Consider the following 22543-nt stretch of genomic DNA (forward strand, 5'->3'; position numbering starts at 1 on the left):
CCAAGCTTTTACAACAAAAAATAAAGTTCATCTTAAACACAAATACAACCCCATCAAACCTATCCCAAACTCATTCACGAAGAGAATAAAACCAGCCTGCTGCATCATAGTCCTTATACACCTGCTGCCATTTTTCTGCGGGTAATTTCAATAAATGCTCTACCAGTCGGTTATCATCTTGATGATCCTGATAAGCCTTAAAGTAAGCGGCTAGTATTTTATGCCGATAAAAGTTAGGCCCCATCGAAAACATCAACACTACCCATTGGGTTATAGCGTACTCTGAACGCATCCCTTGCTGTTTAGCAACTGCAAGTGCCTGTTCAATTAATAAATCAATTAAAGCCGGGTGATATTGGGCCAATACTTGTGGATAGTGGTCATACAGATAATAACGTGTATTAGCAAAAAGGACTTTATCGGAGGCTTTATTTAACTGCACTAATTGGTCTTTACTTAACATCAACCAATTAGGCTCTTTAATAACCTGGTTATGGGGCTGCGGATTAGTGATGGTCACCCATTCATCGCTTACCGGCAACCAGCAGCTTGCGATTGGCTTTAAATAATCCACCAATAATGCCGGCTCCTGACTTTGTTGCCATGGCCACCAGCGACTAAGTACTCTTGGGTCAAACAACCGAAAATTAACCTGATGTCCATCAGGCAATTTTACTTGCAGCATACTACGCAAATGGGCCAATACCGTTTGCAAGTCAAAACGGCTCGCTATTGACCAAAAAAAACCGTTGCTAGCAGGCTGTTCAAATAACCATAACCAAAACGGGTGCTGTAGATCTTGGCCAGGCAATTTAGCAATAAAGGGCTGATTATCAATCGGTAACTCTGCCCCATTGGGTAAAAACAGTTGATATTCGCACTCACCTGCTAATTCAAAAAACTTGGCAGGCAATTGCTCATGGCCAGCACTATCAAATATCAGATAACAATGTTCTGAGGGATTATCTGCAAAATAAGCTGAAAGCCGTTCCATTAAGGCTTTAGTCATTTATTTATCCGCTCCTTGTTTAGCAGCCTGCTCACATTGCTCACAAAAAGCTGAGTTATTAATTCGTCCTTTATTTACTTGGTCTGCACAAAGTTTTGCAAAGGTTAATTGAGCCATTTGCGATGGGGCAGCCGTTAGTGGTTCTGCTACCTTACCAGCAATATCAGTGATCGCTTGTACCGCAACTGTTGCTGTAATAGGTGAAATAGCAGATCCTCTACTGGCCCCACCACCACTGTTTAGTCTTACCAATGAGCCTTGCACAGTAACACCTTCAGGTCCCAATGTAATAAAAGCACCGCCAGCTTTAAGGGTGGCATGACTACCCGCTTCAATTACAATTTTCATCCCACTTTTCAGGTGAGTTTCACTACCAGTATTTTCCAAATGGGAAGTGGCTGTAGTTAACTGATAACTATTGCCAATGGTTAAGTGTTGCGATTGATTAATCTGGCTACTTTTAGCAAGATCAACAGTAGTGTGATGGTCTCCTTTAATTTGTTCATAACGATTAGCATTGGTAATTAAATGTCGGTTCATTTGCACTTGCTCGTGCTGAATATTTTTCACATGCCAATCGCTGTCTTTTTCGCCATGGATAAAAATTTGCTCCTGGCCTTTTTTATCTTCTAAGCGAATTTCGTTAAAACCCTCACCACCTGGACTACTCTGGCTTTTAAAAGTGCTGCGAGTTTTATTTATTGGTAATTTATAAGGGGGACGCTGTAATTGATGGTATAGTCGTCCAACAACTATAGGTTGACTGGGATTACTATTAATGAAGTCCAACATAACTTCCTGGCCAATACGGGGTAATACAAAACTCCCCCACTGCGGGCCAGTCCAGTTTTGTGTTACCCGTACCCAACAAGAGCTGTTTTCATCATTTTGCCCTTGCCTATCCCAGTGAAACTGTATTTTTATCTGGCCATAGGCATTGGTGTATATTTCCTCTCCACCCGGCCCAGCAACAACTGCCGTTTGCATTCCCTTCAGCTCATGTGTCGGCTTTTCTGCATCCTCATCAGCCAAAGTACGTACTGCCATTTCAGAAGGTAAAGCAATAAAGTGGTTGTTGTATTGGGTACCTTTGCCTGTTGCTTCCTCTTCTAATACTTGTTGTTGACTACCCTCATGAGTGACTTCTACCAACACATAATCTTGGTTTAACTGACTGGCCGGATGTTTCTCTACAACCACTCTATAGCCTGCAGTTAAGCGAACTGCTGTTGAATCACCCTCCACTTGTCGCTGGGCAGTTTGTAACCGCTGCAGTTCGGTTTTAGCCCGCAGCTCCCCTGAGCCTGGATCTTTAAACTCGCCAGGGTAATGGTAAAACTCTAAAGCCTGTTGCTGTCTTTCTGTAGCACTGGCGGCCAGATTTAAACCCGGTTGCTCAAAATTGTAATCTTGTAAAACAACTTTCCCCACCCCCGCTTTGCGCGTTAAAGCCAACCGATAAACTGTATCATTTTCAGGCACCATTCCAGACACTGGGTAATATTGCAACGGTTTACTTAAGCGAGGAAATGCAGGCTTACTGTCACCAAATATCAATTTATGGCTACTATTCGTATGCTCAAAATGAAAATGCATTCCTTCTTCACGCATCAAACGACTAATGAAGTGGTAATCTGTTTCTTGGTGTTGCACACAATATGTTCTGGAGGAATAGCTAGCGGTTAACTTGAACTCATAATGTTCTGCAGAAATATTTGCCGCTTCTAATACCTGCTTAATAATATCTGGCACGGATAAGTTTTGAAAAATGAGGCTATTTTTTCGTTGCTGTAAGTACCATAGTTTAGGTACAAGCCTCAACTTATAGGTATGGTATTTTCTGCCAACAGCCTGCTGCTGGAATAAACTGATTTCACCATGTACCAACCGGGTACTGGTACCATCTTCAATGCTTAACACTGCTGCCTGATTAATGAAACTAGCTGAGTCCAGCTGAGGGTTTTCTGATGCTACTTTGACATCAAATTGATAATTTTTTGATAATGCCTCTGTACCGCTAAAGTCAATCACTCGAAGCACTTCTTGACTACCAGAAACTTGAATCATAAAACGACTTCGATTAGCGGCGAGCGTCATAATCTATTGTTCCTTGATTGACTTGCATTGACTTGCATTGACTTGCATTGACTTGCATTGACTTTTATCAACTAGTACCGGCTTACTCTAAGCTGGTATTTTGCTGGAGCAATATACACGAAACCTAGTGGGGCATCCGTAAAATAAGTGGCATTTACAAGAGATAAAACCAACTGGCTGAGACTGCACAAACAACCAACAGCAATACCCTACAAATAGGGTTATTTACTCCAACCACATAGGGTTATCAACCCTTATACCAACTCAAAGATTAACAATAAAATCAATTGGTTACCAAACAACTTAGGTCTTATTTTCTTAGGGTAGTGTTTAAATAGAGCAAAAAATCGCTCATTACCAACCAAGTAAAGTGCAAGCTTTTACTCATATGGCTGTTTTTTATGCGGATATTTTTCAAAATGAATAACTAGTGCTCAAGTTCCACTAGAAAGCTGTGCATTTTATTGCTCATACACTTTAAGTCACCTGAAGTGTATTGGGTATGTACTGTATGTTTTAAAGCCTACAGTCATTTAGAAAAGCTTCAAAGTTAAACTTCAAGATACAAATAGCATCGCTGAGTGAAAAGAAAAAATGATATTAGCGAAATAATTTTTAAATTAAAGTTCAATTTGCATAATCATTATGATCGACACTCATAAACTAGTCCCAGCTATTTGATGACAACATATTTCCATATCTATCGATTAGACTGCTTAACGACAATAAAAATCACATTGCAACTCTTATAACCAATGTGAATGGATAACTCATTCACGAAGGATATAACTTTTCATTACTTGCTGCCTGATTAGTTTTACTACCAGGAGCTTTTTTCTTTGTAGTTGTGCCAAATTTTATAACCACTGGATAGGACCTAAATAATATGTCTGCAAATCAAGTTAGGGCACCCGCCCCGCTTTTTGCCAGGCGGCTTAGCCCTCATGAAATCAACACCCTCAAACTATGTAATCAATTACTTAAACCACTCAGTCCATTTAACAATGCACTCGAATTCAGTAATGGCGATGAATGGTTTGGCCAAGGATTACTACAAAATGGGATAACTGATGATGTAGCTATGCTGCGCTGGCGCCAACACCACCCGGTAAGTCGTAATGCTATTTTATACAACGGCCGAATGGCACCTCTGCCTAATCAGTCGTTTGAATTAACCTGTGCAGTTGATGTGCTACATCACTCCAAAGACCCTAAAGAAACTTTGTGGGATATTCTACGCTTAACCCAACGTTATTGTTTAATCAAAGATTACACATACAGTCACTTACCCAGCTGGTTCCTAATAGCCTTGGAGGATATGAGAGGTAACCGGAAACTTCAAACCAATAGTACACTGCACTATCAGCATAAATGGGAATGGCTAAAAATTTTTGATAAAGCAGGCTTTAAATTGATCGAGTTAAAACATCCGGTTGGCTGTGATGGCTGGCCTAAACGACTTTTAACCAAACGAGTTCAATTTATCGGCTTGTGGGAGCGCAAATAAGCTAATCCATTCTTAGGATGTTTCCAACATACTTTTTGGGGCGATTTGATGTTCGCCCCTAGCTTGACGACACATTCTTTTAAAGCATTTCAGGCGTTTATCGGAATAAAGTACCCATACCAAGTTGTATAATTTTATTCCTTTCCTATATTTACTCTTGAAACACACCAGTAAAATAAGTAGTACATTATTATGTCAACAGCAGATCTTGCTGAACTTCAGCAAACCCTCGATATTCTATGGCTAATGGTAGCCGCTGCTTTAGTTTTTCTAATGCAAGCGGGTTTTGCCGCTTTAGAGTCAGGGCTGACCCGCGCTAAAAATACTATTAATGTTGCCCTAAAGAACGTTACTGACTTTACCGTTGCCACCGTAGTGTTCTGGATGGTGGGATTTGCTGTTATGTTTGGTGATAGTGCCGGGGGCTGGTTTGGCAGTAGTAACTTTGCTTTATCAGAAGCTAGCAAACCCATGGATTTTGCCTTTTTCGTGTTTCAAGTTACTTTTGCTGGTACTGCAGCCACTATTGTATCTGGCGCTGTTGCAGAGCGAATTCGATTTCTTGCTTACATGGTTATTACTATTGCCATTTGCGCATTTATTTACCCAGTATCTGGCCACTGGATTTGGGGGGAAGGTGGTTGGCTGGCAGAAAAAAACATGGTTGATTTTGCAGGTTCAACGGTTGTCCATTCGTTAGGTGGTTGGGTAGGTTTAGCAGGCGCCTGGATTTTAGGACCCAGGCTTGGTCGATTTAACCCTGATGGTAGAACCGTCAGAATGCAAGGCCATAACCAAGTAATGGCCGTTATCGGGGTATTGATTTTATGGTTTGGCTGGTTTGGTTTTAATGGGGGAAGTACCTTAGCCGCAACAACGGATATTGCCAAAATCATTCTTAATACTTGTTTAGCTGCAGCCGCTGGTGGAATAGCTAGCTTTTTAATCTCCCTAGTATTACATGGCGGAGAAATTTACATCGCTCGATTATTAAATGGCATTATTGGGGGCCTGGTTGCTATTACAGCTGGCTGCGCAGTGGTTAATCCACTTGGTGCTGTATTTATTGGTTTTTCGGCAGGTATTGTCGTCTATGCATTTGAGTGGTGGTTGGTCAAAGGATTACGCATTGATGACCCAGTTAATGTTGTCGCAGCCCATGGTTTTTGCGGTGCCTGGGGCACCCTTATTTTAGCTTTTGTAGCAGCTGATGGGGCTCTCCCAATAGCCAACAGATGGGAACAGTTTTTTGTTCAAGCGCAAGGCGTAATTGCCGTATTTATCTGGGGATTTGGTACCGGAGCCATTTTATTCGGCATTATGCGCTATATGAAATTTCTTCGTGTACCTGAAGAAGCCGAACGAGTTGGGCTTAATGTATTTGAGCATGGCACAACAACTGGTTTAATTGAAATTAAACAAGCCATGAAGTCAGTCTTACCTAAATCAGAAGGTGGTGAAGGTAACCTGACCACCCGTGTACCGTTCGAACAAGGGAGTGATGCAGGCGAAATTGCCCAAGCATTTAATACTCTCATCGAGTCTTATTATAAAACCGTCAGCTATCTGAATGGCGCATCTGCCAAATTAAACCAAACCGGTGAGTCTTTAAGCAGTACTTGTTCAAGCCTCCATAAGTCTGCCAAGGACCAAACCTATAATTCCGACAAAGTATTAAACACTGTACAAGAAATGGTTAATATGACCGATCAGGTTACTGAATACGCTAACGAAATCTATGAAAAAACCTTAAGCGTTTGTGAAGAGGCCAATCAAAATAGAGACATTGTAGACTCAGCAACCACAGCTATCGAAACCTTATCTAACGATGTGATTGAGGCGGCTAAGATTATTCACGAGCTAAAAAATGACTCTAATGAAATATCACAAATTTCTGACACTATTAATGATATTTCAGACCAAACCAATTTATTAGCATTAAATGCCAGTATTGAAGCAGCACGAGCCGGTGAGCATGGTAGGGGTTTTGCTGTAGTAGCTGAAGAGGTAAGGGAGTTAGCTCAACGGGCCTCCAACTCCACAGAACGAATAAAACAAATGATTGATAAAATTCAAGCAGGCGCAATCAAAGCAGCCCGCGCAATGGAGCAAGGTGCAACTAATGCAAGTGCCAGTGTGAACCAAGCGAAACAAATGGGCGAGTCTTTAAATAGAATTTCAGATAATGTTGAAAGTATTACTGAACTCACCCAATTAAGTTGTAACCAGCTAAATAACTATAAAGATGTTACCCATACCATTGAAGCTGATTTATCAACCATTAACCATTTAGCCAAAGAAGGCGATGTAAGAGCTGATGAAACCAATCAAACCAGCACCTCTTTATTTGAGCTAATCAGGGAAATTCATGAAATTATCAACCAGTTTCAAATTAACTCAAGCGATCAAGAAGTTGCAGTGGCTAAATAAGTTAGCCACGCCAATGGAACTTTAAATAACTACTTTGTCCAGGGCCTGCAATGGTTTCCAATTGAATTAAATGACTGTGTTTAAGCCGCATCATGGTCCGCTTTATTTCCGCATCCTCTGCACCACTGTCAGCAAGAAAATCAATGAGCTGGTAATTGGTAACCGTTTGTTTCTGCCAGATAAAATCCAATGACTTTTCAAAGAAATTCTTTTGTTTGGGCGTTTTAGCCTCACGAACTCCCTTACTCTTCAATGACTGGCAAACAGATTCACTAGGCGGTTCTGAGGTTGGATTAGCCTCCCGAGTAAGATGACTTAATTCAGCAATAAGCATTTTTAAATCATCAGTGGCTTCTATTGACAAGTCCACTGATAAACTGCCTACTTTACCTGTTATTTTTATTGCCATCTTAATTCGCTAAACATCTCAAAGGGTATTTATTAATATACTCAAAGGGACATAATAAGTAAAACTACCTAAAAGCATCTAATTTACAAAGTACTCCATTCATTATTGATATAACTCAATATTGTCACACGACTCTCCAATTAATATTCCGATAAACGCTTTGTTGCCGTAAGTAAGGAATAATGAGGTCATTTTTTATGCGTACACCTATTGCTGTATTTGCCACTGTGGCTTTAGGCTTATCCCTTAGTCAGGGGGTAATGGCTTATCAAGAAGGGGATTTTATCGTCAGAGCTGGTGCAGCAACAGTTAATCCCAATGAGGATAGCGGTAATGTAAAAGCAGGTGGAGCTGATACCGGCTGGACTGTTGGCGTCGATAGCAATACCCAACTAGGGTTAACTGGCACTTATATGTTAACCGACCATATTGGAATTGGTTTATTAGCCGCTACACCGTTTGAGCATACCCTGGATTTAAAGAGCAGTCCTGATAATGGCTCACTTGCTGATATAAAACACTTACCACCTACATTAACTGTGCAATATTACTTCAATGACACCAAGGCTGACCTACAGCCATATGTAGGTGCAGGGGTTAACTACACCACTTTCTTTGATGAAGAATTTACCAGCAAACGTAAAGCACAAGGCTACAATAGTCTGGACCTGGAGGACTCTTGGGGAGTTGCCTTCGAAGCAGGTGTTGATTACAAACTAACTGATAATCTGCTGGTAAATGCCAGTGTTTGGTATCTCGATATTGATACGGAAGCAAACTTTAAAGTAGGCAATACCAAAGCAAAAGTGGATGTTGAGTTAGACCCCTGGGTCTATATGGTGGGACTAGGTTATAAGTTTTAGCTTGGTCACTGCTTTTTTAGTTCTTGAGGGACCATGGAGGGCCCTTCAAGATCGAACGGTGAGCAAATACCCTATTGCTCCATACTTTTTCTTTACTACACATAAAACCCTTTCACTATCTTCGCAATCGCAGGCCGCCATGCCTTTGCATGAATACCAAAGGTGTCTCTGATTTTGTTAACAGACAAACGTGCATTTAAATGGCTAGGTAGATAATCCAGCTGATTACATTCTTTTACTAACAGCTTTTCAGAGGGTAACTCATCATATTGCATAGCATCATTGAGCAATACTTCAGCAAACTTGCTTTCAGCTACTGGCTCTACACCACCATAGTGATAAGTGCCGAAGACTTCTGCTTCGCAGTCAAGCTGGTAAAGAATTGCAATAATGACTGCAGCCACATCCACTGCAGGGGTTGGGTTTCCTAAGCGGTCTGATGCCACCCACACCTCTTGATTTTGCTTCAACTGGGACAAAATTGTATTAACCAGATTATATCGCCTGGCACTCACCACCCAGCCTAAACGTAAGATAATATGACGGGAGCAGCGTTCTCTAATTAACTGCTCCCCTTGCCATAAGCTGCCAGCTAAAACTCCTTGCGGGTTAGCAGTATCTTTTTCAGTGTAAGGCTCTGTTTTAGCACCATCAAAAACCAAGTAAGACGACAGATGGATTAAAGTAATATTATGTTTGCTACAGATGGCAGCCATACTGGCAGCCGCATCTCGATTAATCGCAAAGCACTTGGAAGGCTCTGACTCAGCCTTAACCAAATCTCGATAACCCACAGCATTTACTACCATGGTTGGTTGATAACGTGCGATCAACTCTGCAACTTGTTTATCATCAGCAATATCCAAAGCCTTGTGGCTAGGCGCTTTAAAAACAATCCCATGCTCTGTCAGTTGCTGACATAACTCCTGCCCCACCTGACCTGAGCCACCAAATACTAATACTTTCATAAACCAACTTAAATTATCCTGAAGCAGCTTATTAATAGGCTTACAGTGAAATAACCTAGTATCTCGAACACCCAGCTTTATTATTTTTTGAAAAGCTATAGGCTAGCCAATTAATGCTAACCATAGCCTTTCTGTCAACCACCCAACAGCTGGTGTACATCACATAACTTTGGTGCAACTATAGTGGGTAGCAAACAGCCATGATAAATGAAACAGTATATTTGATAACACCAACCTGGTACTACCTAATACAGCAACCCGTTGTAAATTTTCTAGCAATTGAAGTTGTTTCGACAAGTTAACTATTAACCCAAACTGGCTGAGCCTCAAAGTATTCACCTGGCAATCTGGGCCTAATAGCCATCTTTACAAAACTCTTAACCGCTAATGTTGCCGTTTTGACAGAAAGTAGCAAACATTTTACCCCTTAAGTGGTTGCAGTCTTCCTTAGTCATGGCGCACAATTTGTCTAGTGATACATCCTATAACCAAGAAAACCTTTTGGGGATACTGATTGGCAGGCTGTACCACCAGCCGAATATTTCATCAGATATCAAAGAATCTGGGCATTCTGGCTAAACAACATTGCTTTATTTCCCGCCAGCCTTGATGATGCCAAGGCTGGCGGGAAATAAAGTAAAATGACTGTCGTTTGATGACATATTCGGGCTACGTAGCCAATGAATTACAGGAATGATGGCTTTTTATGACTGCAACTGACCCAAATAGTGTGCCTACAGAGCGAGATATCGCTGAAGATAAAATATTATTGGTTGATGATAACCCCACCAATTTACAGCTATTACTACAAACGCTAAACGGCCGGGGCTACAAGCTACTTGTGGCTAAAAATGGTGAAAGCGCTCTTAAAATTGCTCAAAAAAACAAACCTGCACTGATTTTATTAGACATCATGATGCCAGGGATCGATGGTTATGAAGTTTGTCGCCAATTAAAAGGCGACCCGGAAACCAACGGCATTACCGTTATTTTTCTATCTGCCCTTGATGAAACCAAAGACAAGGTAAAAGGGCTAAACCTGGGTGCAGTTGACTTCATTTCTAAGCCATTTCAGCCTGAAGAAGTATTGGCACGGGTTGCCACACAGCTGAAAATTCATCGCCTGGAACGTGCTCTTTCTGAACGAAACAAACAGCTAGAAGCCGATAACCAGCGAATATTGGAAGCAATGACAGAAGGGATTTTTGGTTTGGATCAAAAAGGCTGCATCACTTTTGTCAATGCAGCAGCAAACCGCATGACAGGGTTTGCCGAAGATAAACTAATTGGCCAAGAGTTAATCAATATTCTGCTTAAACCTAATGACCCGAAGACGGTTCCAATTTTGAAAACGTTACAAGACGGCTCAGAGCAACATATTGAAGAAGACTTATTTTGGCACCACGATGGTTATCACTTCCCAGTTACCTATTCTGTTACGCCAATCAAAACAGATCGCCAGCCTTCAGGTGCTGTTGTAGTGTTTAAAGACATTACTGAACGTAAACAAAATGAAGAAGCCCTGCAAAAAGCCTTGGACGAACTGCAAGAACAAAAAGAACGCCTTACTCATGTATCAAGGTTAAGCACCATGGGCGAAATGGCTGCAGGGTTTGCCCATGAAGTTAACCAACCACTCACCGCCATTTGTAATTATGCCCAAGTGTGCAATCGGATGATTCAGCGTGATCCGTTAAATAAAGAGTCGCTCTCTGAAGCCTTGGAAAAAATTGGCACGCAAGCCAGAAGAGCAGGAGATATTATTGCACGCATCCGCAGCTTTGTGAAAAAACCTGCCCATTGCTTAGAAAAAGTTGATTGCAATAAATTAATTAGCGATGTGGTTAAGCTGGCAGAAGTTGATGCTCGCAATAACAACATGGAAATTCACCTGGATCTTGCTGATGAATTGCCATTAATAGAAGCTGACCCGGTACAAATACAACAGGTTGCCCTTAACTTAATCCGCAATGGTATGGAAGCAATGCGTGACCGAGAAACTCGTGATATAGGTGTTTGGGTTAAAACAGAGCTGGACAAATCCCATCAATTTGTCAAAGTATCCGTTATTGACCGTGGCCACGGGCTAACAGAAGACGCTGCTGATAAGCTGTTTCAACCCTTCTTTACCACTAAAAGCTACGGTATGGGGATTGGTTTATCCGTCTGCGAGTCGATTATATCGACTCATGGAGGTAAATTGCGGTTTGAAAACAACCCCGAGGGCGGTGCTATTTTTTATTTCACCGTTCCCACTGTTTAATTTATACCTAATGGACTGGGCTTGATAGGTTTCATTAGCTGGTCTACCTCTACATATTTAATATAATGTAGCTGTTGTAGACTGCTAATTGTGTTTTCAAGCTCGGCTTGGTTTGAAGCAGCCACACAAATAATTAATCCATTCTCTTGAAATGGGCGAACAATTTGCAACTGCTGCTGACCTACCACACCAGCAACATAATCTAAGGCCTGTGGGCTTTGCCGATCTTTCAAGGTTTTAAACATCACAATCAAACGTGCAGAACCCTGACTAGACAGAGAACATTGTTGCCCCGCTGTTACCTGCCCCACCATAATGTGTCCAACAATAAACAACAAAGCAGTCAATATATATTTTTGACGTAGCATGGGGTATTTCCTTATAAAACAATTGAAGTACATTTGCCCATTATTATTTCACAAGGCATCATAACAGCCAATTAACCTAATAATAAATGACCCCTGTCAACCGTATCAAAACATTTACAACACACTAACAAAAAGTCATTTTAATTAAATACGTACCACTCAAAGCCATTTATTGCTAAAAATTAATAGTTAAAAAGCTTAATAACCCAAAAAACTAGGTGGCATTATAAAAAACTATGTTACCACCCTATTTTTTGCTACTCCTTTATCCCTTCACACACACCACTTGTTTTAGAGTATGCACTATTTCCACCAGGTCTTCCTGAGCTTTCATGACCTTTTCAATGGGTTTGTAAGCTGCTGGTGTTTCATCAATAACATCCTTATCTTTACGACACTCGACATCTTTAGTGGCTGCTTCATGCTCTGCCAGTGTTACCAGCTTTTTAGCTTTGGTTCGCGACATTACCCGGCCTGCGCCATGGCTACAGCTATGAAAACTTTCTGGGTTACCTAACCCTCTTACAATAAAGGATTTTGCCCCCATGCTGCCTGGAATAATCCCCAATTGCCCTTCTTTTGCAGAAACCGCACCTTTTCGAGTAACTAACACATCCTTACCATAATGATGTTCTCTAGAAACATAATTATGATGACAGTTCACCGCCATTAACTCTGCAGAAAACTGTCTCTGAAGTGTTTGCTGAACGGCATAAATCACTCGTTTCATCATCACTTGACGATTAGTAAATGCAAACATCTGAGCCCATTCAACCGCCGATAAATATTGACCAAATAATTCGCTACCTTCCGGCAAGTAAGCTAAATCTTGGTCGGGTAATTGAATTTGCCAACGCTCCATTTCTTTTTTAGCTTTTTCAATAAAATAAGTACCTATTCGATTACCGACTCCTCTTGAGCCACTATGCAACATAAACCAAACACTGCCAGCCTCATCTAAACAGACTTCAATAAAGTGGTTACCCGTACCTAAAGTACCCAGATGGTTAAGGTTGTTGGTTTGCTGCAATACATGGTGCTGCTCAGCTAATAATTCAAAAGGTTTTTTTAAAGGCTGCCAGGCATGAGCCACATCATCTGGTATGGTATTCCAAGCCCCTTTATCCCTGCCTCTTCTGGCTCGTGCTGAACGGCCATGGGGCACCGCCACCTCAATTGCATGACGGATGCCGTACAAATTATCAGGTAAATCAGCAGCTACTAAACTGGTTTTAACGGCCATCATACCGCAACCAATATCAACACCTACTGCGGCAGGAATAACTGCACCAAAAGTAGGTACCACACTACCAATAGTAGCCCCTTTACCTAAATGAACATCAGGCATTACTGCTACCCACTTATGAATAAAAGGCAGGCTGGCAATATTACATAACTGTTGCTTAGCCTCTTCTTCAAAAGGCAAACCACAAGTCCAGGCTTTAATAGGAGACAAACCTTTCTGATGAATAACTTCGTATGACATAATTAACATCCAACGATCGAGAAAGTAGTTAGCAACAAACTTTTACATATACTCGTACAAGGCATGGATCATGCCAAAAACTCAAAAAAATCATAACACATTGATTTAAAACAACTTATTATCTACGATTTATATAACGCTCGTAATATAAATATCTATTTTGATAGGCGTATTATCTAATAAGATACAAAATGAATAGCAACTTACTCTGTGATTACTGGCATAAATACCTTGACCAAAGTGAACATCAGCTGGTGGCCAAGCAAGCCCTGAACAAGATTATCCAACAATATAGCCAACCTTGGCGGCACTACCATACCCTTAACCATATTGAGCAGATGCTGTTACTCTTCAAACAGTATGAGTCATCTATCACCTCACCACCAACAGTATTTTTTTCCATTTGCTTCCACGATTATTACTACTTGCCTTGGTGGAAAAATAATGAAAAACGCAGCGCCGATAAAGCCATTTATACATTAGAGCAACTACACTTTGGCTCGTTAAACCATGATGTAGCACAAATGATTATAGCCACAGAAAAACACCTGCCATTAACAAATCAGGCACCCTCCCTTCTTTTAGACTGCCAATTGTTTCTAGACTTTGACCTAGCTGTTTTGGGACATGACTGGAAAAACTACCAACACTATTGCCAGCAAATTAGAAAAGAGTACTGGTTTATACCTAAAAAGAAATATTTAAAAGGTCGAAAAAAAATACTCTCTACGTTTTTAACTAGAGACAAACTTTACTTTAGCGAAGAATTTAATGCTCAGTTCGAACAACAAGCTAGAGATAATATTCAGCGGGAAATACAATTATTAAGCAAATTATAATGCCTTAAATATCCTTTCGATAAGGCATTATAAAGAGAAGAAAATAACGTCTATTTTAACTTCTTAACCATATCAGCTATATTACGCCCCAGTTGCAATGCTGTTTCCTGCTGCTCACTATTAATCAGGTTACCTTGGTCATCAAATGCATCATACGCCTTAGCTAAGGCTAATTGTTTTGGTAATGTCAAACAACCCAATCCATCCAAAATAAACCGAACATTAGGTAATGCCCTGATACCACCCAAGCCACCAGGTGATGCACTCATTAAACTTACAATTTTACCTTGAAAAGCAGCTAGCGCTGGCTCACCAGAAGATGGCCTAGAGAGCCAATCAATGAGGTTTTTTAACACTGCTGATAACCCTGCATTATATTCAGGACTGGCTAATAAAAAGCCATCACTTTCAGCAAATAGTTGATGCAATTTTTTAGCATTTTCTGGAGCGCCATTCGCTTGCTCATCGTCTTGATTTAAAATGGGTAATGGATAGTCCACTAAATCAATAAAAGTAACTTCGGCACCTGCTTGCTCAGCTCCCTTTGCCGCCACTTTAACCAGCTTTTTATTCACTGATTCTTTCCGCAAACTACCAGCAAAGGCAAGTATCTTGGGTTTGCTTGCCATTAATTTTCTCCTTGACTTTAACTATTTCTTAGTTGTACTGATTTTTCATAAAGTTATCTATGAATGAAAGAGACGTCAACTACTATGGCTAACACTTAATAAGAGCTTAGAAGTCATTCACGAAGGGTACAGTTGTCACCGTGTGACCATATATTGTATGTTTTAATAACGGCATAAAAAATAAATGGAGTAATTATGGAAATAAAAAAAGGCACTTGTCACTGTGGCAATGTTGAGTTTCAGGTTGAGCTTAAAAATGGACTTGAGGATTTAAGAAGATGTAACTGCTCACTATGTCGCCGTAAAGGTGCTATTGTCGCTAGCATTCCCCTTGATAAATTAACTGTAACCAAAGGGGTAGACAATCTAACTCTTTACCAATGGAACACCAACACAGCCAAACATTATTTCTGCAAAACTTGCGGTATTTATACCCATCACCAACGCCGCAGCAATCCAAACTTATTTGGCTTTAATGTAGCCTGCATTGAAGGTGTTGATCCTTTTGAGCTAGGTGAGATTAGTATTTCTAATGGGTCTGCTCAAACACTTATTGACAAAATGCTATAACGACTGTTTCTTCACTCCAGTGGCCATGTAAAAAATAAGGTAACTATTTTATGCATAGGCCACTAACAATATATACAAGGAAAGCCAGATACTATACAGATTCTTTAGTGTTTATATTTAACAATAAAAAAGAACTAACAGCCAATAATGTAGCACATACAATCCAAACCAAAGTGATATTATATTCTTCAGCAATAAAACCAAATATTGTTGAGGAAAATACGCTACCACCTGTTAGTAATAGAGAATACACTGAAAGTGCTGCAGAACGGTGATTATTATCCGTATTAGCACTTATAATGACTCTTGCAGAGCTAACGCCCATTGTAAACAAGAAAAAGAATAATAAATAAGAGCTAGCAAACACAGTTAAACTATTGGCAAATGCTAATAATAATAAGACAAATGCAGCCAGAAAACGGCTACCAAAAAGTAAAAATCGATGAGAGCCTTTGAGTGAATTCAGCAGTAATGGTGCTACTAATGCTGATAAACCAGCAACAATGAAGTAACCACTGGATACAACCCCAAATATCCACACACTCTCTTCACTTGAACTCAATACACTTTTTAGTTGTGGCTGCCAAAACGCTTCTATACTTGATAATGTTACACCATAAAAAAGTGTAGCAAATGAGAGCCATTTAATCACATCATGACTTAAACAAAACTTTAATGCATGTAAAGAACGATTGACCACGGTTATTTTAACGGCAGCCCCATCATTACCTACTGTTTCATTAATAAATACAAAAGTAAATAATAACAGCAACCCGTTAAAAATAATGTTAACTAATAAAATTACATCATATACACTTTGAAAATTAAATGCACTCTGTAATAGCTCCCATTCTGGTAACACTCCCCCTAATAGAGACCCTATCGCTAAACCCGCCGTTACAGCAAACACCACATAGGAGGTAGATTGATGAAAGTCCATATCACCTTTTGCTTTAGTAAATGCATCATAAAACCAAGCATCTAAGGTACCGGAATACATTGCACGAGCAAGCCCTAACAACGCCACGCCTAACAATACAAACAGCATACTGTTAGCTACCAACATTACTCCAATACCAATACTGTTAATAACCAAAGAAAGTTGATATACCAATTTTCTACCAAATTGGTCAGCCACCCCACCTAGAGGTAACTCGAAAACGGCTGTACTACCAATCCAAACTGCCATAATAATACCTATATCACTTAGACCTAACTCCCTAGCTTGAAACAGCAAGACAATCACTGGCAAAATAAGTCCAAAAGCAGCCCAATGTAAAAGTTGGTGAGTACAATATATCCCGGTTATATTTTTTTTGGTGTGTTGCTTCATTGCTTACCTACTGCATTTATATAATTAAAAAACATTGGGCTCCATCATACCCGTTTATTATTGACTTTTAACAGCAGTGTATTAATTTAATACCTTATTCAACCAAATGTTATTTTGTGCTTATTTTTTTAGACAAAGGTATTATTTACCAACCAACTTTTGCTCTGCTACATCTTTATCTTTTTATACCATTCACGATCAGCACTTTTGCAATCCCCAAAAATCAGTTTCACCTAAAGAGTAAACTAATATTTAAATATAAACGTTTACTAACCGCTCTTCTTTTCTGCTTACTATGACCCAGCAAGATCCTCCTCCATTTTCTAAAGTTTTTTGTTATTCAAACTTTTCTTTTCACACCATTTACAGGCCCACTTTAAAAGCACTATCAAATCCATAAACAGCCTACTCTTAAACACCTCACTTGATATTTAAACAAATTGTCGACAGAATACTGTTTGACAAAAAACTACTTTTGGGTATGATAACAGTAGAGACTACAAAAAGGGTTTTCTCAGCAACCCCCAACAAACCAGTAATAAAAAAAGAAAGAAAAACAAGATAATTAAGAGAAGAAGGAATCACCATGCAAACCGTTAACTTTACACGCTTAAGCGATGGCACCCGAGAAGAGTTCGAGTTTCTAGATAGCTTAGAAGAAGAGTTTAGAGCAGGTTTGCCTGACCGAATAATAGCAGCACTTAAGCGACTGGAGTTTACCTTGGGGGGTTACCCAGTTAACCGTTTGGAACACTCACTACAGTCAGCAACACGAGCTTTCCGCAATGGCGAATCCGAAGAAATGGTGATGGCTGCATTAATTCATGATATTGGTGATGAACTTGCTCCTTGGTCCCATAGTGAAATGGCTGCTGCAATCCTTAGGCCTTTTGTATCAGATAAAGTCTACTGGATTATCAAACATCATGGTGTATTTCAGCTACATTATTACGCTCATCACTGTGGTGGCGACCCTAATGCTCGAGATGCATTCCGTAATTCTCCCTGGTTTGAGGATTGTGTGCACTTCTGCGAGGAATATGATCAAAATTGCTTTGATCCTAGCTATAACTGGGAGCCTCTATCCTTCTTTGAACCAATGGTTTACCGATTTTTTTCCTCCCCCCAAAAAGCTGATCATGAATATTCAGCTCGTTACGGTAGTTGATTAGTAACCTAGGGCCATAGCCTATACAATCCTACTCAAGAAAAATTGACACTAATGACTCAGTGAATACTGTCAATAACAAGTATTGTATAAAAATATTCTGTAAAATGGCCCCAGCGTTCAAATAGATCTGGTTACTGAATAATGTTTTCCAAACAAAGCCTTGAAGAGCAAGCAGTTGAGTATTTAAGAGAAAAAATACTTGCAGGTACTTATCCTACCGGCGAAAAACTTGTAGAGAGTAGTCTTGCGAAAGATTTGGGCTTATCTCGAACAACGATCAGGATGGCTCTCAACACACTGTCAAACGAAGGCTTGGTGATCCAAAAACCGTATGCTGGCTGGCGTATTGTGTCCTTTACTGACGATGATCTCTGGGAGATATACCACTTAAGAGTCGCTTTGGAAAGCCAAGCAGCCGAAATGCTAGCAGAACGAATAACAGAGGAAAAACGCAACCAACTTCAAGACTTTTTTGAAAAATATACTCAACTGTGTAAAACACAGCCTGACAATCTTGAAGAAATATGCATGCATGATCTAAATCTGCATCAACTTATTGTAGCGCTATGCGACAGCCAACGATTGGCACGAATGTACAGTAGTATTTTAAACCAATTACTAATGTTTATCCGTGTGACACACCTGGATTTTGATGCAAAAGAGAGCGCAAACACCCACATCAAGCTAATTAAAGCAATCTGTGAAGGAAACTCTAAATTAGCTGGTAAACTTGCCAAAGAAAATATTACTGTCTTTACTGGACGGACTAGATAAAAATAACAACTAAGTAACCGGGGCAAGCCCCGGATTAACTTAGGGCCCGTTAACAGCAGCAGATTTAATCCCTTTTACCTTAACATCCCACTCCTGCATTATTGCCTCAACTGTTTTATGCCCATAATCAATTTTTAGCCATCTAATAAAGCCATAAATCATATAGCCGAGAATAAAGGTTAGAGGAATAGCAGTAACTATAGCGCAGGTTTTTATCGTATTTAATGGAGCCCTGATAAACAGCATTGCCAACGGCACAGCAGCCAGCATAATACACCAAAACAACCTAATCATTGGTGAAGGGTCTTCACCTTCTTTTATGCCTCGAGTAACTGTAGCAGCCATAGTGAATGCTGCTGAATCTAAAGTAGTCGCTAAAAATAAAACAGAGATTGTAGCAAACAATACTATAAATATTGTACTCACAGGTAAAGTATTCAGTAACTGTACAATGGCGGGATTACCCTGACCAGCAACAACCATACCTGCCACATCAACCACACCATTAATATTAGCATGTTGTGAAAAACTACCAATTATCCCAAAGAAAAAGAAGCATCCAATACTGCCACTCACTAACATATTAGTAATCACAGCACGAATTGTACGCCCTTTTGACACCTTAGTAATAAACAAGGCAACAAATGGTGTATAAGTAATCCAATAAAGCCAGTAAAAAATTGTCCAACCTTCTGGAAAACCACTGTTTTCAACTGGATCCGTCCAAAGACTCATTTTTATGAAATTCTGAAACATTGTTCCCAGTCCATTTACTGTGGACTTAGCAATATATAGGGTGGGTCCCATAATAAAAACTGCAAGGCAAAAACCAATCGCAAGATAAGTGTTGATACTGCTAATTCGTGCCATTCCTTTAGCTATACCAATGTATGAGCTTAAAGAAAAGATCGCTGAAATAAACAGAATAATTCCAAGGTTCATCCCAAAGCTTGGTTTAATATCGACAATAGAGGCCAGTATTTCTGCAACCATAGGTACAGAAACTCCCAAAGTTATAGACAGCCCACCAAAACAAGTGAAAATAAAAATGGTATCAATGAGTCTACATAAACTTCGCCACATTGGGGTTGTTTCTTTGCTACCCCTGACTGCAGAGCACACTGCCGATAAACTCAAACCAGGATTTTTTCTCACATGAAAATGATAAGCAACAGGTAATGCTGCAATACAATAAGTAGACCAAGCACTAATGCCCCAATGAAATAAGTTATAAGCCGTGCTGATTTCATAGGCAGCAGTTGTACCTTTTTCAATTCCTAATGGTGGTGATGTAAAATAATAGGCCCACTCAGCAAATGCCCAGTAAACAGTAGCAGAGCCTAAACCTGCACAAATCATCATGGCTACCCAGCTAAAGGTAGAATATTCAGGATTAGAGTCACCTAAGCGTATATTTCCATATTTACCAAAACCAAGTATGACAAGAAATACCACCGCTAAGAAAACAGCTAGCAGGATTGGTGTACCAAAAATCATGGTTAACCAATTAAAAATATAGTTTGCACCTGTTTTTCCTGACTCAGGAAACAACGTAAGGATAATTACAATGCTACTGACAGTAACCAGACTAATAGTGAGCAATAATATATCTAATTTTTTTGTTTTTATCATAAGACTCTCCTTCTTGTGCTCAAACTTTCAACACAAGGCTAAAAGGATCACATCAGCTTAAACTGTTATTTCTTCTTCTCAGTTAAATGCTCAATCCTGAACATCTAGGGCCTGCTAACATTATGTAGGCCATTGAATCATCCGCTCACAGGGGAAGCAGACGTATTCGCCAAAGATTGATACTAGTTCAGTTATATCTAATGTTCTTGGTGATAAATAAAGCTAAGAATGAGCTAATTTGATTCATTAAATTCTCCTTATATATTTGTCGACTGCTTTTAGAAGACTGTAGATTGTATGACAACAAAAGAAAAATGTTAAGAAAATATTTATGCCACGGAGGTCAAAAGCAGTTTCAGTCCATATTTACTCGATGTTGCTTAGGTGACTTGAAGGCAATAATTGCAGTACATGAAATGGTGCTATATCTATACTAAACGCAAGCACATCAAAGAGTTCGAGAGTAAAATGTGAAGCTATTGGTAACGGTTATCCTTGGTGCCTGCGTGGTATTTTTTAATACAGCAATGGCCAATGAGACGGTACGCCTTACCAATGGAGAGTGGCCACCTTTTATGTCTGAGAACTATAAACAGTATGGCGCTGCCTCTGATATTGTTACCCAAGCATTCGAACTTCAAGGCATAAAAGTGCAATATGGCTTCTTCCTTTGGGATAAAGCCCTTAACCTTGCACAATCTGGTCAATGGGATGGATCATTGATCTGGACGTGGAATAAAGAACGAGAACAGTTTTTCCACTATAGCGACTCTGTTATCACCTTACGAACGGTGTTTTTTCATCGAGTTGATACTGTGTTTGATTGGAATGACTGGAGTGATTTACAAGGTAAAAAGGTTGGTGCAACCAAAGGTTACTATTATGGAGAAAACTTCAAAAAAGCGGAAGAAGCGAAGATTATTACTGTTATACGCCAACCAACAGATATAGCTAATTTTAAAAAATTGCTGCTTAGAAAAATTGACTTATTTGTCATTGATACAGAAATTGGTTATGAAATATTAAATATGAACTTCCCAACAGGTATCAAAAACTTAATCACTAGCCACCCTTTAGCAATCAGAGAAACCAGTTTTCACCTTCTAATTTCTAAAAAAATCAATAGAGGAACTGACTTAATTTCAGCATTTAACACAGGCCTAAATGAATTAAAAAAGAATGGGTTGTATGAGCAAATATTAGACAATGTTATTATGGGGACGTACCGCCCAGCATCAAATAATCGTTCCAATTAATCTACATCATATTGTTCTCTACCGCCCTTATCCCCCATGCGAGTGCTTTTAAATAACCTATACTTTACTCAGCACATAGACTGTTCGCCAGTATTGATATAATTATTTAGAGCAAAACATGATATTATGCCGTCTATTTAGAACAAAAATCACTACTCTCGTTTTTTTTACTTGTTGGTGTAACTTATTTGTTCAAGCTGAAGAAATTATTCGAATAACGAATGGTGAATGGCCACCTTTTATGTCCCAAAACTATCATCATTACGGCGCAGGCTCTCATATCGTAACAACCGCATTTGTTCTGGAAAATATTAAGGTCGTCTATAGCTTTTATCCATGGAAAAGAGCAATGAAACAAGCGAAAGAAGGTAAATGGGATGCAACCTTGTTATGGGGTAAAAATGAAGAACGGCAACAGCATTTTCTTTACAGTGATCCTGTCTTAAGCCTTCGAACTGTGTTCTTTCATAGAAAAGATATGCCCTTTGACTGGAAAAATTGGGATGATCTAAAAGGTTATACATTAGGTGTTACCCGTGGATATTATTACGGAGAAGGGTTGAAAAAAGCCATTGAGAATAATATTTTTGACATTCATATTGCTAATACAGATGTCATTAATTTAAATAAACTCTTGGGAGGCCGAATTCAACTGTTCGTAATAGAACCTGAAGTTGGCTATGAACTATTAGCAGAACATTTCTCCAGCAGCAGTGCAGACTTACTCACCAATCATCCGCGACCAATACGTGAAGCTTACTGGTATTTATTAATATCTAAAAAAAGTCCCAAAGCAGAATACTGGTTAAAAAAATTCAATAAAGGACTAAAAGCATTGATTCAAAGTGGCAAGCATGATCAAATCATGGAAGACGTATTGTTAGGAAAATACCGTCCAGACAAAAAATAATCGAACAATTAGCCTATCATTCAATTAAA

The 22543-nt window shown here is 39.6% G+C and carries 19 protein-coding genes; 10 read left to right on the plus strand and 9 right to left on the minus strand.

What is annotated here, in order from left to right; all coding sequences use genetic code 11:
- Positions 1 to 70: 70 nt before the first annotated feature.
- Together G4Y78_RS23520 and G4Y78_RS23525 are read right to left on the minus strand one after the other, a co-directional pair.
- On the minus strand, positions 71 to 1009 hold the full coding sequence (locus tag G4Y78_RS23520; RefSeq protein WP_163835325.1) for a DUF4123 domain-containing protein: 939 nt from the start codon (positions 1007 to 1009) through the stop codon (positions 71 to 73).
- The gene (locus G4Y78_RS23525; RefSeq protein WP_163835326.1) at positions 1010 to 3106 is read right to left on the minus strand and encodes a type VI secretion system Vgr family protein; all 2097 of its coding nucleotides are present in this window, start codon (positions 3104 to 3106) and stop codon (positions 1010 to 1012) included.
- Positions 3107 to 3992: 886 nt separating this feature from the next.
- On the opposite strand from G4Y78_RS23525, the gene G4Y78_RS23530 reads away from it, so the two are divergent.
- Positions 3993 to 4613: a hypothetical protein gene (locus tag G4Y78_RS23530; RefSeq protein ID WP_163835327.1), complete on the plus strand. Its 621-nt coding sequence runs from the start codon at positions 3993 to 3995 to the stop codon at positions 4611 to 4613.
- Positions 4614 to 4805: 192 nt separating this feature from the next.
- On the plus strand, positions 4806 to 7043 hold the full coding sequence (gene amt, locus G4Y78_RS23535) for an ammonium transporter (protein ID WP_163835328.1): 2238 nt from the start codon (positions 4806 to 4808) through the stop codon (positions 7041 to 7043).
- A gap of 1 nt (position 7044) precedes the next feature.
- On the opposite strand, the gene G4Y78_RS23540 is transcribed toward amt, so the two are convergent.
- Positions 7045 to 7452, minus strand: coding sequence for a hypothetical protein (locus G4Y78_RS23540; RefSeq protein WP_163835329.1), 408 nt, complete (start codon positions 7450 to 7452; stop codon positions 7045 to 7047).
- A 197-nt stretch (positions 7453 to 7649) separates the two neighbouring features.
- On the opposite strand from G4Y78_RS23540, the gene G4Y78_RS23545 reads away from it, so the two are divergent.
- Positions 7650 to 8315 carry an OmpW family outer membrane protein gene (locus tag G4Y78_RS23545; RefSeq protein ID WP_163836580.1) on the plus strand — a complete coding sequence of 222 codons (666 nt, stop codon included), beginning with the start codon at positions 7650 to 7652 and terminating at the stop codon, positions 8313 to 8315.
- 95 nt (positions 8316 to 8410) lie between these two features.
- Here the strand turns inward: G4Y78_RS23545 and G4Y78_RS23550 are convergent, their stop codons facing one another.
- The gene (locus G4Y78_RS23550) at positions 8411 to 9283 is read right to left on the minus strand and encodes an SDR family oxidoreductase (RefSeq protein WP_163835330.1); all 873 of its coding nucleotides are present in this window, start codon (positions 9281 to 9283) and stop codon (positions 8411 to 8413) included.
- Positions 9284 to 9989: 706 nt separating this feature from the next.
- Here G4Y78_RS23550 and G4Y78_RS23555 point away from each other — a divergent pair.
- Positions 9990 to 11546, plus strand: a complete 1557-nt coding sequence (locus G4Y78_RS23555; RefSeq protein ID WP_163835331.1) for an ATP-binding response regulator — start codon at positions 9990 to 9992, stop codon at positions 11544 to 11546.
- Here G4Y78_RS23555 and G4Y78_RS23560 read toward each other — a convergent pair.
- Positions 11543 to 11914: a hypothetical protein gene (locus G4Y78_RS23560; protein WP_163835332.1), complete on the minus strand. Its 372-nt coding sequence runs from the start codon at positions 11912 to 11914 to the stop codon at positions 11543 to 11545. The two genes, G4Y78_RS23555 and G4Y78_RS23560, sit on opposite strands and share 4 nt — an antisense overlap.
- A gap of 265 nt (positions 11915 to 12179) precedes the next feature.
- Positions 12180 to 13400 carry an RtcB family protein gene (locus G4Y78_RS23565; RefSeq protein WP_178124466.1) on the minus strand — a complete coding sequence of 407 codons (1221 nt, stop codon included), beginning with the start codon at positions 13398 to 13400 and terminating at the stop codon, positions 12180 to 12182.
- A gap of 191 nt (positions 13401 to 13591) precedes the next feature.
- Here G4Y78_RS23565 and G4Y78_RS23570 point away from each other — a divergent pair, with 191 nt between their 5' ends.
- A complete protein-coding gene (locus G4Y78_RS23570; RefSeq protein ID WP_163835334.1) occupies positions 13592 to 14239 on the plus strand; it encodes an HD domain-containing protein in 648 nt (215 codons plus the stop codon).
- A 50-nt stretch (positions 14240 to 14289) separates the two neighbouring features.
- Here the strand turns inward: G4Y78_RS23570 and G4Y78_RS23575 are convergent, their stop codons facing one another.
- Positions 14290 to 14868 (minus strand): NADPH-dependent FMN reductase, encoded by a 579-nt coding sequence (locus G4Y78_RS23575; protein ID WP_163835335.1) that lies wholly within the window; start codon positions 14866 to 14868, stop codon positions 14290 to 14292.
- Positions 14869 to 15063: 195 nt separating this feature from the next.
- Here G4Y78_RS23575 and G4Y78_RS23580 point away from each other — a divergent pair, with 195 nt between their 5' ends.
- Entirely contained in the window at positions 15064 to 15438 is a 375-nt protein-coding gene (locus tag G4Y78_RS23580) for a GFA family protein (protein ID WP_163835336.1), read from the plus strand.
- A gap of 91 nt (positions 15439 to 15529) precedes the next feature.
- Here G4Y78_RS23580 and G4Y78_RS23585 read toward each other — a convergent pair whose 3' ends face one another.
- Positions 15530 to 16771: an MFS transporter gene (locus tag G4Y78_RS23585; protein WP_163835337.1), complete on the minus strand. Its 1242-nt coding sequence runs from the start codon at positions 16769 to 16771 to the stop codon at positions 15530 to 15532.
- A 586-nt stretch (positions 16772 to 17357) separates the two neighbouring features.
- Between G4Y78_RS23585 and G4Y78_RS23590 the strand changes: the two genes are divergently transcribed.
- Together G4Y78_RS23590 and G4Y78_RS23595 are read left to right on the plus strand one after the other, a co-directional pair.
- Complete coding sequence (locus G4Y78_RS23590; protein ID WP_163835338.1) at positions 17358 to 17939, plus strand: HD domain-containing protein; 582 nt, start codon at positions 17358 to 17360, stop codon at positions 17937 to 17939.
- A gap of 144 nt (positions 17940 to 18083) precedes the next feature.
- Positions 18084 to 18716 carry a GntR family transcriptional regulator gene (locus G4Y78_RS23595; RefSeq protein WP_222937567.1) on the plus strand — a complete coding sequence of 211 codons (633 nt, stop codon included), beginning with the start codon at positions 18084 to 18086 and terminating at the stop codon, positions 18714 to 18716.
- Positions 18717 to 18755: 39 nt separating this feature from the next.
- Here G4Y78_RS23595 and G4Y78_RS23600 read toward each other — a convergent pair whose 3' ends face one another.
- Positions 18756 to 20348: a BCCT family transporter gene (locus tag G4Y78_RS23600; protein ID WP_163835339.1), complete on the minus strand. Its 1593-nt coding sequence runs from the start codon at positions 20346 to 20348 to the stop codon at positions 18756 to 18758.
- A gap of 470 nt (positions 20349 to 20818) precedes the next feature.
- Here G4Y78_RS23600 and G4Y78_RS23605 point away from each other — a divergent pair, with 470 nt between their 5' ends.
- On the plus strand, positions 20819 to 21604 hold the full coding sequence (locus G4Y78_RS23605; RefSeq protein ID WP_163835340.1) for a substrate-binding periplasmic protein: 786 nt from the start codon (positions 20819 to 20821) through the stop codon (positions 21602 to 21604).
- A 118-nt stretch (positions 21605 to 21722) separates the two neighbouring features.
- Positions 21723 to 22514: a substrate-binding periplasmic protein gene (locus tag G4Y78_RS23610; RefSeq protein ID WP_163835341.1), complete on the plus strand. Its 792-nt coding sequence runs from the start codon at positions 21723 to 21725 to the stop codon at positions 22512 to 22514.
- The last annotated feature ends 29 nt before the right edge of the window (positions 22515 to 22543 follow it).

It is taken from the genome of Spartinivicinus ruber, assembly GCF_011009015.1.
GTDB lineage: Bacteria > Pseudomonadota > Gammaproteobacteria > Pseudomonadales > Zooshikellaceae > Spartinivicinus > Spartinivicinus ruber.